Source organism: Micromonospora sp. NPDC005220 (genome assembly GCF_040607895.1).
Lineage (GTDB): Bacteria > Actinomycetota > Actinomycetes > Mycobacteriales > Micromonosporaceae > Micromonospora.
Window position 1 is genome coordinate 14613 of record NZ_JBEXHP010000071.1, and the last position, 15380, is coordinate 29992.

The following is a 15380-nucleotide window of genomic DNA, read 5'->3' on the forward strand; positions in this document are numbered from 1 at the left end:
GATCGTGGTGACCGCCGCCGGGGTCCTTCCGCCCGGGCCGTCTGGCCCCCGTCGCTCAGGACGCGGCTGTCGCGGACGTCGGCCCGATCGTCTCGGCGGACGGTGGCCCGTCCGGCAGTTCGGCCATCCGGAAGATCGCGTCGCTCTTGACGACCCAGGCTGTGCCGAAGGCGACCACGGCGACGGTCTCGCACCACAGCAGCGGGTGGAGCGAGTGGCGGACGTCGGCGGGTAGCGACCCGCTCGCCAGCGCGCCCGCGATCGCCGCCAGGATGAGCAGGCCGCAGGCGCGGTAGCAGCGGTTGGCGGCGCGGCCAGGCGGTACGCCGGCGCGGTCGGGTCGGGTGAACAGGAACAGGCAGAAGACGGCGAGCAGGAGGAACAGCGCCCCGGCGGAGACCTGGTGCACCAGACCGACCAGCCGGCTGTCGCCTCCGGTCGGCCCGTGTACCGGAAACAGGGCCACCAGGATCGCGAGCGTCCCGGCGATAGTGCCCAACAGGTCGTCCGGCCGGCGGTAGCGGTAGGCGATCAGGAACACCCCGATCGCGCACAGTGCGCCGACGAAGATGTTGCGCATCTCGGTGTGGTAGTAGGCGCTGAGCGAACCAAGGACGACGACGCGACGGCCGGCGACCATGTGGCCGACCACCAGCGCGGCGGGCAGGGCCAGCCCGACCGAGCCGATACCGAGGCGCAGGTGGCGTACGGTCGCGGTGTCCTGCGGCGGATTGCCGGGCTTGTGGTTCATGGTCCGTCTCCTGGCTCCGGTGCGGCGTCCGGTGCGGGTCCACCAGGCCCGCGAACACCCCACCACCAGTGCACATCGCTGATGGAGACGAGTCAAATACTCAGCGTTATTCGTCCTCTGGATCGTCCAGGCGGGCCAGGTAGGTGGCCAGGCGTTCGATCGGAGTTTCGAACTCGGGGTTGAGGTCGACGAAGTCGCGCAGGCGCTCGCCCAGCCACTCCAGGGTCACCTGCTCGTCGCCCCGGCGCTCGACCAGCTCCTCGATGCCACGGTCGGTGAAGTACATCGCGTACGTCCTCATGCTCGTGTCCCGGCGCGGACCGGGCGGGTGGGTCGGGATGGACCGACGCGAGCCGGGGCAGGGACCGTCGGGAAACGGCCCTGCCCCGGCTCGCGCGGTGCGATCAGGTCACGGGCGGGGGAGAGCCGCCTCGATCAGCGCCTTCTGCTCGACCTCGTGGGTCTTGGCCGAGCCGACCGCCGGGGCGGCCGCGGCCGGGCGGGAGATCCGCCGCAGCCGAACGTCCGTGAGGTGCTCCAGCAGGTTGAGCGCGACGAACGACCAGGCGCCCTGGTTGGCCGGCTCCTCCTGCACCCAGGCGAAGTCCTCCGCGTTCGGGAACTGCGCCAGGGCGGCCCGGATCTCCTCGACCGGCAGCGGGTACAGCTGCTCGATCCGGATGATCGCGGTGTCGGTGACGCCGCGCTCCTGCCGGGCCTGGAACAGGTCGTAGTAGACCTTGCCGGAGCAGAGCAGCACCCGCTTCACCGCCTCCGGTGCCGGGGCGGCCGTGTCGCGCAGCACCGGCTGGAAGGTGCCGGTGGTGAAGTCCTCCACCGGGGACACGCAGAGCTTGTGCCGCAGCAGCGACTTCGGCGTGAACACCACCAGCGGCTTGCGCTTGGGCGACAGGGCCTGGCGGCGCAGCAGGTGGAAGTAGTTCGCCGGGGTCGTCGGGATGGACACCCGCATGTTGTCCTCGGCGCACATCTGCAGGAACCGCTCCGGTCGGCCGGAGGTGTGGTCCGGGCCCTGGCCCTCGTGCCCGTGCGGCAGCAGCAGGGTGATGGCGGAGCGCTGGCCCCACTTCACCTCACCGGACGAGATGAACTCGTCGATCACCGACTGGGCGCCGTTGACGAAGTCGCCGAACTGGGCCTCCCAGGCGACCAGGGCGTTGATGTTCTCCACCGAGTAGCCGTACTCGAAGCCCATCGCGGCGTACTCGCTGAGCAGCGAGTCGTGCACGAAGAACCGGGAGCGGTCGCCGTCGCCGGTGAGCGACTTCAGCGGCAGGTAGTCGTCGCCGGTGCGGGAGTCGACCACCGAGGCGTGCCGCTGGACGAACGTGCCGCGACGCGAATCCTGCCCGGCGAGCCGGACGGTGACCCCGTCGTGCAGCAGCGCCCCGAGCGCGATGATCTCGCCGAAGCCCCAGTCGATGTTGCCCTCGACGGACATCTTGGCCCGCCGGTCCAGCAGCTGCTGGATTCGCTTGTGCGGGGTGAAGCCCTCCGGCAGGTTGATGTGCGCCTCGCCGATGGCCTTGACCACTGACGCGTCGGTGGCGGTGTCGACCTGCGGCTCCGGCTCCTCCTCGCGGCGCGGCCGGTTGAGCTGGCGCGGTGCGGCGGCGGCGTCCCGGGTGGCCTTGAAGACCTTCTCCAGCTGCGCCTGGTAGTCGCGCAGCAGCTCCTCCGCGTCCTCCACGGTGATGTCACCGCGACCGATCAGCTCCTCGGTGTAGAGCTTGCGGACCGAGCGCTTCGAGTCGATGATCTTGTACATCTGCGGGTTGGACATCGACGGGTCGTCGCCCTCGTTGTGCCCGCGCCGGCGGTAGCAGACCATGTCGATCACGACGTCCTTGTTGAACGTCTGCCGGTACTCGAATGCCAGCCGGGCCACGCGGACCACGGCCTCCGGGTCGTCGCCGTTCACGTGGAAGATCGGCGCCTGGATCATCCGGGCCACGTCGGTGCTGTAGAGGCTGGACCGGCTGTACTCCGGGGCGGTGGTGAAGCCGACCTGGTTGTTGACCACCACGTGCACGGTGCCGCCGGTGCGGTAGCCGCGCAGCTGGGACAGGTTGAGCGTCTCGGCGACCACGCCCTGCCCGGCGAAGGCGGCGTCACCGTGCACCGCCAGCGGCAGCACGGTGTAGCCCTCCAGCTTGAGGTCGATCCGGTCCTGCTTGGCCCGGACGATGCCCTCCAGCACCGGGTCGACGGCCTCCAGGTGCGACGGGTTGGCCACCACCGACACCTTGACCGCGTGTTCGCCGTCCGGAGTGGTGAACTTGCCGTTCTGGCCCAGGTGGTACTTCACGTCGCCGGAGCCCTGCGTCGAACGCGGGTCCAGGTGGCCCTCGAACTCCGAGAAGATCTTCTCGTACGGCTTGCCGACGATGTTGGCCAGCACGTTGAGCCGGCCCCGGTGGGCCATGCCGATGACGACCTCGTCCAGCCCGTTCTCGGCGGACGACTCCAGCACCTCGCCCAGCAGCGGGATCAGCGACTCGCCGCCCTCCAGCGAGAAGCGCTTCTGGCCGACGTACTTGGTCTGCAGGAAGGTCTCGAACGCCTCGGCGGCGTTGAGCCGGTTGAGCACGTGCTTCTGCTCGTCGGGGGACGGCTTCTCGTACTTGCGCTCGATCCGCTCCTGGATCCAGCGCCGCTCCTCCGGGTCCTGGATGTGCATGTACTCGATGCCGACGCGCCGGCAGTACGAGTCGCGCAGCACGCCGAGGATCTCGCGCAGCTTCATCCGCTGGCGGCCGGCGAAGCCGTTGACCGGGAACTCCCGGTCCAGGTCCCACAGGGTCAGCCCGTGCTGGAGGACGTCCAGGTCGGGGTGCTTGCGGATGGTGAATTCCAGCGGGTCGGTGTCGGCCATCAGGTGACCGCGCACGCGGTACGCGTGGATCAGTTCGTGCACCCGGGCGGTCTTGTTGATCTGACCCTCGGAGTTGACGGCCACGTCGCGCACCCAGCGCACCGGCTCGTACGGAATGCGCAGCGCGGTGAAGATCTGGTCGTAGAAGCCGTGCTCGCCCAGGATCAGCTCGTGCATCGCCTTGAGGAACTCACCGGACTGCGCGCCCTGGATGATCCGGTGGTCGTACGTGCTGGTCAGCGTGATGATCTTGCTGACCGCCAGCTCGGCCAGGGTGGTCTCGGACATCCCCTGGTAGGGGGCCGGGTACTCCATTGCGCCGACGCCGATGATCGCGCTCTGCCCCTGCATCAGCCGCGGCATCGAGTGCACGGTGCCGATGCCGCCCGGGTTGGTCAGCGAGATCGTGGTGCCGGAGTAGTCCTCCATGGTCAGCTCGTTGCGCCGCGCCCGTCGGACCACGTCCTCGTACGCCTGCCAGAACTGCCGGAAGTCCATCTGCTCGCAGCCCTTGATGGAGGGGACCACCAGGTTGCGGCTGCCGTCCGGCTTGGCCAGGTCGATCGCGATGCCGAGGTTGACGTGTGCCGGGCGGACCACCGCCGGCTTGCCGTTGGCCTCGGCGAAGGAGTTGTTCATCTCCGGGTGCTGGACCAGCGCGCGCACCATCGCGTAGCCGACCAGGTGGGTGAAGCTGACCTTGCCGCCCCGCCCACGGGCGAGGTGGTTGTTGATCACGATGCGGTTGTCCACCAGCAGCTTGGCCGGGACCGCGCGCACGCTGGTCGCGGTGGGCACGCTCAGCGAGGCGTCCATGTTCTGGACGATCTTCGCGGCGACGCCCCGCAACGGCGTGGTCTGCGGGCCGTCGGCGCTCGGCGCGGCGGTCTTGGCGGCCGGCTTGGCCGGGGCGGCCTTCTGCGGGGCGGCCTTGGTCGCTGCCGGGGCGGGCTTGGCCGGCGCCGACTGCGCGGCCGACGGCTGGCCGGCCGACGACTTGGTCGCGGCGGCCGGCTTGGCCGGGGCGCTCGGCTGGCTGACCGTGGCGGCTGCCTCCGGCTGGCCGTCCGGCTCGGGAGCGGCGGCCGGCTTGTCCGTGGACTCGGCCGCGCGCGGGGTGCCAGCGCCCGGTGCCGGTCGGTAGTCGGCGAAGAAGTCGTGCCAGGCCGAATCGACGCTCGATGGGTCGGCGAGGTAGCGCTGGTACATCTCCTCGACGATCCACTCATTCGGGCCGAAACCCGCCAGTGGGTTCTCCTGCGAAGTCTGCTGGGTCGACACGGCCGGTAATCGCCTCTTTCACGCGGGTTTGTGTGGCACGCGGTGGGTCCGTCGCGCCCGATTAAAAGCACGACTGGACGGCTCCCAGGCTACGCCGTACCGATCCCGCAGGCATTTCCGCCTCGGTCCCGTGGCCGGTTTCACAGAAGATGCCAGAAGTTCAGCAACGCCTGCGTGCACCGTGTCGAACTGATAACACCCGGCCGGTCGCCGACGGTGACGCCCGACCCCGGGGCGGCCGGCTTGTCGTCGCCGCCCCGGGGTCGCAGACGCCATCAGGCGATGTCGCGCCGCCGGGTGAGCAGGACACCGACAACTCCGCTGACCAGCGCGTAGCCGATCAGCACCAGGGCCCCGACCCACCAGGACGGAGTGAACTCCGAGGTCCCTTCCGTGATCATGACCTGGGATGCCACAGCGGGCCAGACCACCTGCCACTTGAGCACCGCCTCGTTGTCGAGGAGGTGCGACAGGAGCAGGAAGAGCAGCCCCACCACCTGGGTGCCGATCAGATAGAGCACCGCCGCCGTGATCACCGCTCCGAGCTGGTTGGTGATCAGCGTGCCGATGCCCACCCCGAGGATCGTCCAGATGGCGTAGGCCAGCAGGTTGAACAGCAGCGCCCGCTGCACCGGCCACTCACCGAGCTGAGTGCCGTAGTCGTTCGCGGACAGGAAGATCGCGCCGGCGGCCAGGTCGATCAGCGTGGTCGCCAGCCAGAACATGAAGCCGAGCAGGCTGGCGGCGACGAGCTTGCTGACGATGACCGACGTTCGCCGGGGAGTCGTCAGGAACGTCGTGGTCGCGGTCTGGTGGAAGAACTCGTTGGTGACCATCAGGATGCCGATGAGCATCACGAACATCAGCCCGAGGTACTGGCCTGAGGTGTAGAGGTTCGCCGCCTGCGCCGGCGCGGTCGCCTGCTCGGCGCTGACGCCGACCTCGTCGGCGTCGCCGCCGAGCGCCGTGACGGCCAACCACGCGTTGACCGCGAACGCCAGGGCGATCGAGAGGAACGCGCCGAGAGCCAGCCACCACCAGGTGCTGGTGGTACGGATCTTGAGTAGCTCGGATCGGACCAGGTTCATCGGATGCCCGCCTTTCCGGCCGTCAGCTCCAGGAAGACCCGTTCCAGATCGGGCCGTTCGGTGGTCAGTTCGTGCAGCTCCACCCCGGCGGTGAGGGCGGCGCGACCGATCGTCGGGGCGTCCACCCCGGCGACCAGCAGCACGCCGTGCTCGTCGACGTCCACGGTCGCCGACTGGGCCTTGAGGGCGGCGGTCAGCGCCTCGGCCTGCGGGGTGCGGACCCGGACCCGGGCGCCCTGCGCCATCGACCCGAGCACCTGCTCGACCGGACCCTGCCGGACCAACTGCCCGGCCGCGATGATCACCACGTCGTCGGCGAGCAGCTGCATCTCCGACAGCAGGTGGCTGGAGACCAGCACCGTACGGCCCTCGTGGGCGAGGTTCTTGAGGAACCCGCGCATCCACCGGATGCCCTCCGGGTCCAGCCCGTTGGCCGGCTCGTCGAGGATCAGCACGCGGGGGTCACCGAGCATCGCGGCGGCGATGCCGAGCCGCTGCTTCATGCCCAGCGAGTAACCCTTGAACTTGCGCTTCGCCGCCGGGGTCAACCCGACCAGGGCCAGCGCCTCGTCGGCCCGCTGCTTGGGCAGCCCGGCCGCCGCGCAGATGACCCGGAGGTGGTTGATGCCGGTACGCCCCTTGTGCGCGCTGGACGCCTCCAGCACCGCGCCGACCTGCCGTAGCGGGTTGGCGAGGTCGGTGTACCGCTGACCGCTGATGGTGGCCGTGCCGGCGGTCGGCGTGACCAGACTCAGCAGCATGCGCAGCGTGGTGGTCTTGCCGGCGCCGTTCGGGCCGAGGAAGCCGGTCACCCGTCCCGGCGCCACGGTGAAGGACAGGTTGTTCACCGCCCGGACGTTCTTGTACTGCTTCGTCAGACCGGACACCACGATCTGACCGTCGCTGGTGGGGCTTCGCTGCCCGTCAGTCATCGTTCTCCTCCCGTGTGTGGCGTCGAGGTACGCCGTGGCACAGCGTGACGGCCCGTGGCAACAAGGTCAATCAGGCGCGGTCCGTACGTTAGCCTCCGTCGCGGGGTGGAGGTGGCTCATCCCTGCGGACGACGGCCCGGGTTCAGCGGGCGATCCAGGTGGCCCGGGCCACGCCGAGCAACGACCCGTCCCGGCCGTACAGGCTGGTGTGCACGAGCGCCTTGCGCCCGTCGACGCGCAGCAACGCCCCGGTCACCACGCACTCGTCGCCCGGCCTGGGCAGCGCCGCGACCACTGCGGCGATCCGGCCCAGCAGGTAGGGGCGGCCCGGCGCGAGCACCGCCCAACCGCCGGGGCAGTCCAGCGCCGCCCAGACGGTGGCCCCGCTGACCCGCTCGGGCGCGCGGAACGGCGCGGCCGTCCGACCGTCCGGCAGCCGGCCGGGGAAGATCCGCAGCCCGTCGGCCCGCTGCGGCCCGCAGACGTAACAGTTGGGAAACGGGTGCTCGACCAGGCCGGGGTAGTCGGCCGCGGCGGCCACCGCCGTCGCCAGGTCGACCGGGGGTACGACCGCATCGATCGCCCCGGCCGGGCGTACCTCGGCCACCAACTCGCCGGCCGGGTCCCGGACCTCGCCGTCGAGCAGGGTCAGCTCGGTCTCCAGCGGTGGTGGCCGGCGCAGCGTGACCTCGACCGGCCCGCCGCTGCCCGCCTCGGCGGCGAAGATCCCCGCGCTCCAGCCGCCGTTGCCGGAACCCGCGGGCCCGTTGTAGCGGGTTTCGATGCGCATCGTCGACCTCCGGTGGGGCGTGCCGGCGTCGTCGCCGGACCGTTTCCGCAGCCTCGCACGACCGAGGTGGGAGCCATCTGCCGGCCGGCGTTCATCCTGCCGACACCAGTGGTCCCCGTGAATGGCAACCCGGGCCCCTACACAGATCCCATGGCCGTTCTGCATGCCGCTGGCGCACCCCTGAAGACCAGCGGATACACCCTGCTGATCGCCGACGACCCCACCCAGGTCGCGGCCGCGCAACGCCTGCGCCACGAGGTGTTCGCCACCGAGCTCGGTGCCACCCTCCTGCCCGGCGAGGCCGGGTTGGACGTGGACCCCTTCGACGCGTACTGCGACCACCTGATCGTCCGCGAGGACAGCACCGGCGAGGTGGTCGGCACGTACCGGCTGCTGCCGCCGGGGCGCACCACCCGGCGGTACGCCGAGGACGAGTTCGACCTGAGCCCGTTCGACCCGCTCCGCGGCGACCTGGTCGAGGCGGGCCGGTCCTGCGTGCACCCGGATCACCGCTCGGGCGCGGTGATCAACCTGATGTGGGCGGGCATCATCCGGTACCTGCACCTGCGCGGCTCCCGTTGGCTCGGCGGCTGCGCGTCGGTGCCGGTGGCCGATGGCGGGCGGACGGTCGCCGAGGTGTGGACCCAGGCCCGGGCCCGGCACCTGTCGCCGCCGCCGCTGCGGGTCCGCCCGCTGCGGCCGTGGTTCACCGAGGCGGCCGCCGCCGGCCCGGTCACCGCCGCCCCGGCCGGGCGGGTCACGGTTCCGCCGCTGCTGCGCGGCTACCTCCGGCTCGGCGCGTGGATCTGCGGCGAGCCGTCGTACGACAGCGACTTCGGGTGCGCGGACTTCTACGTCCTCTTCTCCCTGGACCGGATGAACCCGCGCTACCTGCGGCACTTCCTGGGCGGAGAGCAGCGGTGACCGCCGTGCCGCGCGACCTGTGGCGGCCCTCCTCAGGCTGCGACGAGGGCTGCCTGCCGGCGGCCGGCGAGGTGCCCACGGTGCCGGTGGCCCGTCGGGTGCTCCGGCTGGTCGCCGCGCTCGGCATGCTGCTGGCCGGGATCGCGGTGGTGCTGCTGCTGGCCGTGCTCCCCACCCGGGAACGGCAGGCGCTGGTCAGCGGCTGGGCGCGGGCCACCGCCCGCGCCTTCGGCGTCCGCCTCGTGGTCCGGGGTCGGCTGCCCCGGCGACGCGCGCTGCTGGTCGCCAACCACGTCTCCTGGCTGGACATCCTCGCCGTGCTGGCGGTCGCGCCCACCCGGATGGTCGCGAAGCGGGAGATCCGCTCCTGGCCGGTGGTCGGTCTGCTGGCCGCGGTGGCGGGCACGGTCTTCGTGGACCGGTCCCGGCCGCTGGCGCTGCCGACCACCGTCGGCCGGGTCGCCGACGCGCTGCGCGCCGGGCGGTCGGTGGCGGTCTTTCCGGAGGGTACGACGTGGTGCGCCGGGAACGGCGCCACCGACTGCCGCCCCGGCGGTGGTTTCCGGCCCGCGACGTTCCAGGCGGCCATCGACGCGGGCAGCCCGGTGGTGCCGCTGCGGCTCAGCTACCGCTGCGAGGCCACCGGGTCGACCACCACGGCAGCCGCCTTCCTCGGCGCGGACACCCTGCTGCGCTCGGTGGCACGGGTGGTCGCGGCGCGGGAACTGGTGGTCTCGGTGACGATCGCCGGAGCGCTGCACCCGGCCCGTGATGCCGATCGGCGGTTGCTGGCCCGGGCCGCCGAATCGGCCGTACACCTGTTGCCCGCGACGGGTGCCCTGGCGCCGGCCCGGCTGCGCCCGGTGCCCACCGTGACCCCGGTCGTTCCCCTGTCGACGCCGGTCGCCGACCGGGACCTGGACCTGGCGGCCTGAGGAAGCCCGCCGGATCCGCGCTCGCAGAGCAAGATCCGCGCAACATCGGGGATGTTGCTGCCTCCCGCGTGCCTGAGCCAGCAACATCCGGGAAGCTGCGCGGATCTTGGCGTGGAACGGGCGCGAGAGCTCGCGACTGCCTTGTGTGTCGCGATGTATCGCGTTACGGTCTCCTCGTGTTCGGCGCGCGTGCGCGCGTCGTCGAGAGGGGGACGCCATGGCCGAGTGGACGGTCGACAGCCCGCAGCGGCTCACCGTGGACGGCCCGGTCAACCGGCTGGACGTCCGACTGGTGAGCGGGCGGCTCAACGTGGTCGCCACCGACGGGCCGACCCGGATCGACGTGACCCAGGTCGGCCGTCGGCCGGTCCTGATCGACCACACCGACGGCCGGCTCAGCATCCGGCAGGAGCGCGGTCGGGGCTGGTCGGACGTCCTGCGGTGGTTTCGGGCGATTCACCGCTATCCCCGGGTGGACGTCTCCGTCGCCGTGCCCGCCGACGTCCTCGCCGACCTGGGCCTGGTCGCGGGCTCGCTGGTCGCCTCCGGCCTGCGCCGGCAGACCACCGTCGACGTCGTCGCCGGCCAGATCACCCTGATGGGGCTACGCGGCAGCACCTCCGCGAAGCTCACCTCCGGGCCGGTGGAGGCGCTGGGTGTCCGTGGCGACCTCACCCTGGAGACGGTCTCCGGGGAGGTGATCCTCGCCGACAGCGCCGCCGACCGGGTCCACGCGCAGACCGTCTCCGGCGCCATCACCTGCGACCTGGACAACCCCCGGCGCAGCGAGATCCGGTTGACCACCATCTCGGGCAGCATCACCGTCCGGGTCCGCGCCGACAGTGACCTCGCCGTCCGGCTCAACACCGCGTCCGGCCGGATCACCAGCGCCTTTCCGCAGCTGCGCACCTCGTCGTTCCCGCTGCCCAGCAGCGAAGGGGTGCTCGGCGCCGGCGAAGGTAAACTCTGGGCTTCCGCGACCTCGGGCAGCATCGCCCTGCTCGCCCGAGCGGTCGACGACGACGGGGAGGAGCTGCCGTGACTGCCGTGTTCAGCCACGGGCGGCTCCGGCTCTACCTGCTCAAACTCCTCGACGACGGCCCGAAGCACGGCTACGAGCTGATCCGCCTGCTGGAGGACCGGTTCCTCGGGCTTTACGCGCCCAGCGCCGGCACCATCTACCCCCGGCTGCAACGGCTGGAGGTCGAGGGCCTGGTCAGCCACACCGCGGCCGGTGGCCGCAAGACGTACGACATCACCGACGCCGGCCGTGCCGAGCTGCGCCAGCGGGCCGACGAGTTGACCGCGCTGGAAACGGACATCGCTGCCTCCGTGGCGGATCTCTCCAGCCTGGCCGGCGAGATCCGCAGCGAGGTACGCGGGTCGGTGCGCGACCTCAAGCGGGAGCTGAGCGAGGCCACCCGGCAGACCCGGCGGGCCCGGTGGGAGGCGCCCGCACCGCCGCATCGACCGGGGCCGACCGCCGGGCCGCAGGCCGAGCTGCTTGGCGAACTGGACCAGCGGCTTTCCGCGTTCACCGCCGAGGTGGGCCGGCTGATGCGTGCCCGACAGTTCAGCGACACCCAGTTGCGCACCGCGATCCGGCTGCTCGACGGCGCCCTCGACGGGCTGCGTCGCCTGCTGCGCTGACCGACGTCGCCGCACGGCCGGCGACTCACAGCCTTTTTGCAGGAAGTGTCCAGCGCTGGCGCAGTGATGTCACCGATGATGGGCGCATGCCCGCTACCCAGACCGAGGCGCGTCTTCTCGTTGTCGAGGACGACCCCAACATCCTCGAACTGCTCTCCGCGAGCCTGCGGTTCGCGGGCTTCGACGTGGCCACCGCGACGAGTGGGAGCGCGGCGCTCAACGCCGCCAAGGACCACCGTCCCGACCTGGTGGTGCTCGACGTGATGCTTCCCGACCTGGACGGTTTCGAGGTCATCCGGATGCTCCGCGAGGGCGGCACGCGTACCCCGGTGGTGTTCCTGACCGCTCGGGACGCCACCGACGACAAGATCCGTGGGCTGACCCTGGGCGGCGACGACTACGTCACCAAGCCGTTCAGCCTGGAGGAGCTGACCGCCCGGATCCGTGCCGTGCTACGTCGCACCACGACCGGCGAGCAGGCCCCGTCCCGGCTCACCTTCGCCGATCTGGAGTTGGACGAGGAGACCCACGAGGTGCACCGGGCCGGCCAGCGGGTGCAGCTCTCGCCGACCGAGTTCAAGCTGCTGCGCTACCTGATGCTCAACGCCAACCGGGTGTTGTCCAAGGCGCAGATCCTCGACCACGTCTGGAACTACGACTTCCGGGGCGACGACAACATCGTCGAGTCCTACATCTCGTACCTGCGGCGCAAGGTCGACACCACCCAGCCCCGGCTGATCCACACTCTCCGCGGCGTCGGGTACGTGCTGCGCAAGCCGGCGGCGTGAACCCGGTCCAGCAGGCGAAGGGGCGGGTGCGCAGCATTCCGCTGCGGGTCAAGCTGGTCACCTCGGTGCTCGCGCTGGTCGCCGTCGCACTTCTGGTGATCAGCTCGCTGACCGCGTACTTCCTCCGCAACTACCTGGAGGGCCAGGTCGACGGGCAGGTGCGATCGACCGCCCAGGGCCTCGGCCAGCTGCTCCCCAAGCTGCGCAGCCTTGAGGTCGGCGCGATACTGCCCAGCGACTACGTCGTAATCGTGGCCGACGACCAGCAGGTGTACCGACCCCAGTACGACGGGCGCAGCTATGACCCCGACCAACTGCCCGCGTTCCCCACCACTCGCGCGGGTTTCGAGGCCGCGGAGGGTGAGCCGCAGACCGTCCGGTCCCACGACGGCTACACCCGCTGGCGGGTGTACTACGCCCCGCAGCCGGACGGCTCGGTGCTGGCCGTGGGGCAGCCGCTGACCGATGTGGACCGGGCGGTGAAGCAGCTCGTCTGGATAGACCTCCTGGTCGGTGGCGCGGTGCTGATCATGCTGGCGTCGGTCGGCGCGGCGATCGTCCGGACCAGCCTCAAGCCCCTCGTCGAGATCGAGCAGACCGCCGCCGCGATCGCCGGCGGCGACCTGACCCGCCGGGTGCCCGACCCGGAGCCGGGGCAGGAGCACCCCACCTCCGAACTGGGCCGGCTCTCCCGTGCGCTGAACGCGATGCTCACCCAGATCGAGGCGGCGTTCACCGCCCGCGCCGCCTCGGAGACCTCGGCGCGCTGGGCGGAGAGCGCCGCACGGGACGCCGCCGCCGCCGCTCAGGCGTCCGAGGCGCGGGCCATCCGATCCGAGGAACGGATGCGGCAGTTCGTCGCGGACGCCTCGCACGAGCTGCGGACTCCGCTGACCACCATCCGCGGCTTCGCCGAGTTGTACCGGCAGGGCGCGGCCCGCGAGCCGGAGCAGACCGCCGGCCTGCTGCGCCGCATCGAGGACGAGGCGGCCCGGATGGGGCTGCTGGTGGAGGACCTGCTGCTGCTCGCCCGGCTGGATATGGAACGGCCGCTCTCGCTGACCCCGGTGGAGCTGCCGGTCCTCGCCTCGGACGCCGTGCAGGCCGCTCGGGCGATGGCACCGGACCGACGGATCGAGCTGGAGATCGAGCCCGAGTCGGGCCCGCTCGTCGTCTCCGCCGACGACGCACGGCTGCGGCAGGTGATCGGCAACCTGGTCACCAACGCGCTGACCCACACCCCACCGGAGGCCGAGGTCCGGGTACGGCTGCGCGCCGAACCGGGTGGCTTCGCCGTCGTGGAGGTGGCCGACACCGGCCCGGGTCTCTCGGCGGAGCAGGCGGAACGGGTCTTCGAGCGGTTCTACCGGGCCGACGCGGCGCGTACCCGGCGGGCCGACGGCAACACCGGCACCGGTCTCGGCCTGGCCATCGTGGCGGCGCTTGTCGCTGCCCACCACGGCTCGGTCGAGGTGGCCGAGACGCCCGGCGGTGGGGCCACCTTCCGGGTGCGGCTGCCGCTGCTGACGCAGGTCGACGATGCGGGCGAGTGACTTTCAGCCAACTTCCAGGACGGTTCCAGGTTGGTTGCAGTGCTGAGGGAGAAGGTAGTGCCATGACCGAGTTCGAGTCCGACCCGCAGCGCCGGCCGGCCCCCACCGACGCCGAGCCGTCGCACCCCACCGCCGAGCTGCCGCGCGACGAGCGCGTGCAGTCCGACTCTCCGACCACCCCCGTACCGGTCGTGTCGACCGACGGTGACCCGACGGTCGTCTCGACCGCCGGTGCCGCCGAGACCACCGCCGCCACTCCGTCCGCCGCGCCAAGCGGCTACCCGGGCCAGCCGGCCACCGCTCAGCCGACCGGCTACGAGCCGCCGACCGGGTACGAGCCGCCGGCCGCCACGCCGTCCGCGCCGCCGTACCCGGTCTCCGGCCACCCGGCGCCCGGCCAGCAGGGCTACCCACAGCCGGCCGCCGGCCACTACCCCGGTGCCCCCTGGTACGCGGGCCAGCAGTCCGGCTGGGCCGGCGGGGGCCAGCCGGGCATGGCGTACGCCCAGCACCAGCAGCATCCTGGACAGCACGCCCAGCACCCCGGCCAGCACCCGCAGCACCCGGGCCAGCCGGTCCCGCCGTGGGGCCCGCAGGTCGCGCCGCCCGGCAGTGGTCCCCGGCCGGGTCGGATCGCCAAGTTCGCCGGTGCCGGCGTCGCGGTGTTCGCCCTGATGCTCGGTTCCGGCGTGGCCGGTGGGGCGCTCGCGCTCGCCCTCGATGGCGACAGCGGTGGCATCACCCGCACCTACTCCGCGGCGCCGGTGATCAATGGCGCTGACCTGCCGAAGATCGCCGCGGCGGTGCAGGACAGCGTCGTCTCGATCACCACCGACAGCGGTGAGGGCTCCGGAGTGGTGCTCAGCGCCGACGGGTACGTGCTGACCAACAACCACGTTGTCGCGTCCGCCGCCGGCGACGCGGTGCGGGTGGTCTTCGCCGACGGCAAGACCGCCGACGCGAAGATCATCGGCACCGACCCGAAGACCGACCTGGCCGTGGTGAAGGCCAACGGGGTGAGCGACCTCAAGCCGGCCAAGTTCGGCGACAGCGACGCCATGCAGGTCGGTGACCAGGTGCTCGCCCTGGGCAGCCCGCTCGGCCTGCAGGGTTCGGTGACCTCGGGCATCCTCAGCGCCCGGGACCGCACCATCCGGGCTGGCGAGGGCCAGCAGCAGGACCCGACCCAGCAGAGCCAGCCGGTCAGCTCGATCTCCGGCCTGCTCCAGACGGACGCGCCGATCAACCCCGGCAACTCCGGTGGCGCGCTGGTCAACACCCGGGGCGAGGTGATCGGCGTGAACACCGCGATCGCGACCTCCGGGCAGAGCACCGGCAACATCGGTGTCGGGTTCGCCATCCCCAGCAACAAGGCCAAGGACGTCGCGGGCAAGCTCCAGCGTGGCGAGAAGGTCAGCCACCCCTCACTCGGGGTCGGCGTCAACCAGGCCGAGGGCGGCGGTGCGCTCGTCGCGTCGGTCACCCCGGGCAGCCCGGCGGAGAAGGCCGGTCTTCAGCGCGGCGACGTCGTCACCCGGTTCGGCGACAAGCCGGTCAACGACTCGGACGACCTGGTCGGCGCGGTGCAGGCCGGCAAGGTCGGCGACCGGGTCGAGGTGCAGTTCAAGCGCAACGGTGTCGAGAAGTCGGCAACCGTGACGCTCGCCGAGACGTCCTAACCACATAACTAACCTGCTTCCTCCCTCCGGCGGCGGGTGGCGGGGCCGAGGGGGTCGGCTCCGTCACCCCCCGCGTTTTTACGCCCGGTCGGGGGGGGGGCCCCGGGCGGGGT

The 15380-nt window shown here is 71.6% G+C and carries 13 protein-coding genes; 7 read left to right on the forward strand and 6 right to left on the reverse strand.

The annotated features are described in order from the left end of the window. Positions 1-55: 55 nt before the first annotated feature. The 6 genes from ABZU52_RS22845 to ABZU52_RS22870 all read right to left on the reverse strand — a co-directional run bounded on the left by ABZU52_RS22845 (position 56) and on the right by ABZU52_RS22870 (position 7738). Positions 56-751 carry a DUF998 domain-containing protein gene (locus ABZU52_RS22845; RefSeq protein ID WP_354973018.1) on the reverse strand — a complete coding sequence of 232 codons (696 nt, stop codon included), beginning with the start codon at positions 749-751 and terminating at the stop codon, positions 56-58. 106 nt (positions 752-857) lie between these two features. Beyond that, the gene (locus tag ABZU52_RS22850) at positions 858-1037 is read right to left on the reverse strand and encodes a DUF6104 family protein (protein ID WP_354973030.1); all 180 of its coding nucleotides are present in this window, start codon (positions 1035-1037) and stop codon (positions 858-860) included. 123 nt (positions 1038-1160) lie between these two features. Continuing rightward, positions 1161-4928 carry a multifunctional oxoglutarate decarboxylase/oxoglutarate dehydrogenase thiamine pyrophosphate-binding subunit/dihydrolipoyllysine-residue succinyltransferase subunit gene (locus ABZU52_RS22855; protein ID WP_354973019.1) on the reverse strand — a complete coding sequence of 1256 codons (3768 nt, stop codon included), beginning with the start codon at positions 4926-4928 and terminating at the stop codon, positions 1161-1163. 275 nt (positions 4929-5203) lie between these two features. After that, positions 5204-6016, reverse strand: a complete 813-nt coding sequence (locus ABZU52_RS22860) for an ABC transporter permease (RefSeq protein WP_354973020.1) — start codon at positions 6014-6016, stop codon at positions 5204-5206. Further along, positions 6013-6948 (reverse strand): ABC transporter ATP-binding protein, encoded by a 936-nt coding sequence (locus tag ABZU52_RS22865; RefSeq protein WP_354973021.1) that lies wholly within the window; start codon positions 6946-6948, stop codon positions 6013-6015. Before ABZU52_RS22865 ends, ABZU52_RS22860 begins: the two co-directional genes overlap by 4 nt. 142 nt (positions 6949-7090) lie before the next feature. Next, positions 7091-7738 (reverse strand): hypothetical protein, encoded by a 648-nt coding sequence (locus ABZU52_RS22870; RefSeq protein ID WP_354973022.1) that lies wholly within the window; start codon positions 7736-7738, stop codon positions 7091-7093. Between the two features lie 150 nt (positions 7739-7888). Here ABZU52_RS22870 and ABZU52_RS22875 point away from each other — a divergent pair, with 150 nt between their 5' ends. From ABZU52_RS22875 to ABZU52_RS22905, 7 genes are all read left to right on the forward strand, one after another. Further along, positions 7889-8662, forward strand: a complete 774-nt coding sequence (locus ABZU52_RS22875; protein WP_354973023.1) for a GNAT family N-acyltransferase — start codon at positions 7889-7891, stop codon at positions 8660-8662. Next, positions 8659-9597 carry a lysophospholipid acyltransferase family protein gene (locus ABZU52_RS22880; protein WP_354973024.1) on the forward strand — a complete coding sequence of 313 codons (939 nt, stop codon included), beginning with the start codon at positions 8659-8661 and terminating at the stop codon, positions 9595-9597. Before ABZU52_RS22875 ends, ABZU52_RS22880 begins: the two co-directional genes overlap by 4 nt. Before the next feature lie 217 nt (positions 9598-9814). Next, on the forward strand, positions 9815-10639 hold the full coding sequence (locus ABZU52_RS22885; RefSeq protein ID WP_354973025.1) for a DUF4097 family beta strand repeat-containing protein: 825 nt from the start codon (positions 9815-9817) through the stop codon (positions 10637-10639). Continuing rightward, entirely contained in the window at positions 10636-11247 is a 612-nt protein-coding gene (locus tag ABZU52_RS22890; RefSeq protein ID WP_354973026.1) for a PadR family transcriptional regulator, read from the forward strand. The genes ABZU52_RS22885 and ABZU52_RS22890 overlap by 4 nt, the downstream gene beginning before the upstream one ends. Positions 11248-11333: 86 nt before the next feature. Then, positions 11334-12035, forward strand: a complete 702-nt coding sequence (locus ABZU52_RS22895; RefSeq protein WP_030336721.1) for a response regulator transcription factor — start codon at positions 11334-11336, stop codon at positions 12033-12035. Then, the gene (locus ABZU52_RS22900) at positions 12032-13588 is read left to right on the forward strand and encodes a HAMP domain-containing sensor histidine kinase (RefSeq protein ID WP_354973027.1); all 1557 of its coding nucleotides are present in this window, start codon (positions 12032-12034) and stop codon (positions 13586-13588) included. Before ABZU52_RS22895 ends, ABZU52_RS22900 begins: the two co-directional genes overlap by 4 nt. A 62-nt stretch (positions 13589-13650) precedes the next feature. Beyond that, positions 13651-15267 carry a trypsin-like peptidase domain-containing protein gene (locus ABZU52_RS22905; RefSeq protein WP_354973028.1) on the forward strand — a complete coding sequence of 539 codons (1617 nt, stop codon included), beginning with the start codon at positions 13651-13653 and terminating at the stop codon, positions 15265-15267. Positions 15268-15380 lie beyond the last annotated feature (113 nt).

Coding starts and splice junctions, on each gene's coding strand:
- ABZU52_RS22845 (WP_354973018.1), bottom strand. CDS start 751: ATGAACCACAAGCCCGGCAATCCGCCGCAGGACACCGCGACCGTACGC.
- ABZU52_RS22850 (WP_354973030.1), bottom strand. CDS start 1,037: ATGTACTTCACCGACCGTGGCATCGAGGAGCTGGTCGAGCGCCGGGGC.
- ABZU52_RS22860 (WP_354973020.1), bottom strand. CDS start 6,016: ATGAACCTGGTCCGATCCGAGCTACTCAAGATCCGTACCACCAGCACC.
- ABZU52_RS22865 (WP_354973021.1), bottom strand. CDS start 6,948: ATGACTGACGGGCAGCGAAGCCCCACCAGCGACGGTCAGATCGTGGTG.
- ABZU52_RS22870 (WP_354973022.1), bottom strand. CDS start 7,738: ATGCGCATCGAAACCCGCTACAACGGGCCCGCGGGTTCCGGCAACGGC.
- ABZU52_RS22875 (WP_354973023.1), top strand. CDS start 7,889: ATGGCCGTTCTGCATGCCGCTGGCGCACCCCTGAAGACCAGCGGATAC.
- ABZU52_RS22885 (WP_354973025.1), top strand. CDS start 9,815: ATGGCCGAGTGGACGGTCGACAGCCCGCAGCGGCTCACCGTGGACGGC.
- ABZU52_RS22895 (WP_030336721.1), top strand. CDS start 11,334: ATGCCCGCTACCCAGACCGAGGCGCGTCTTCTCGTTGTCGAGGACGAC.
- ABZU52_RS22905 (WP_354973028.1), top strand. CDS start 13,651: ATGACCGAGTTCGAGTCCGACCCGCAGCGCCGGCCGGCCCCCACCGAC.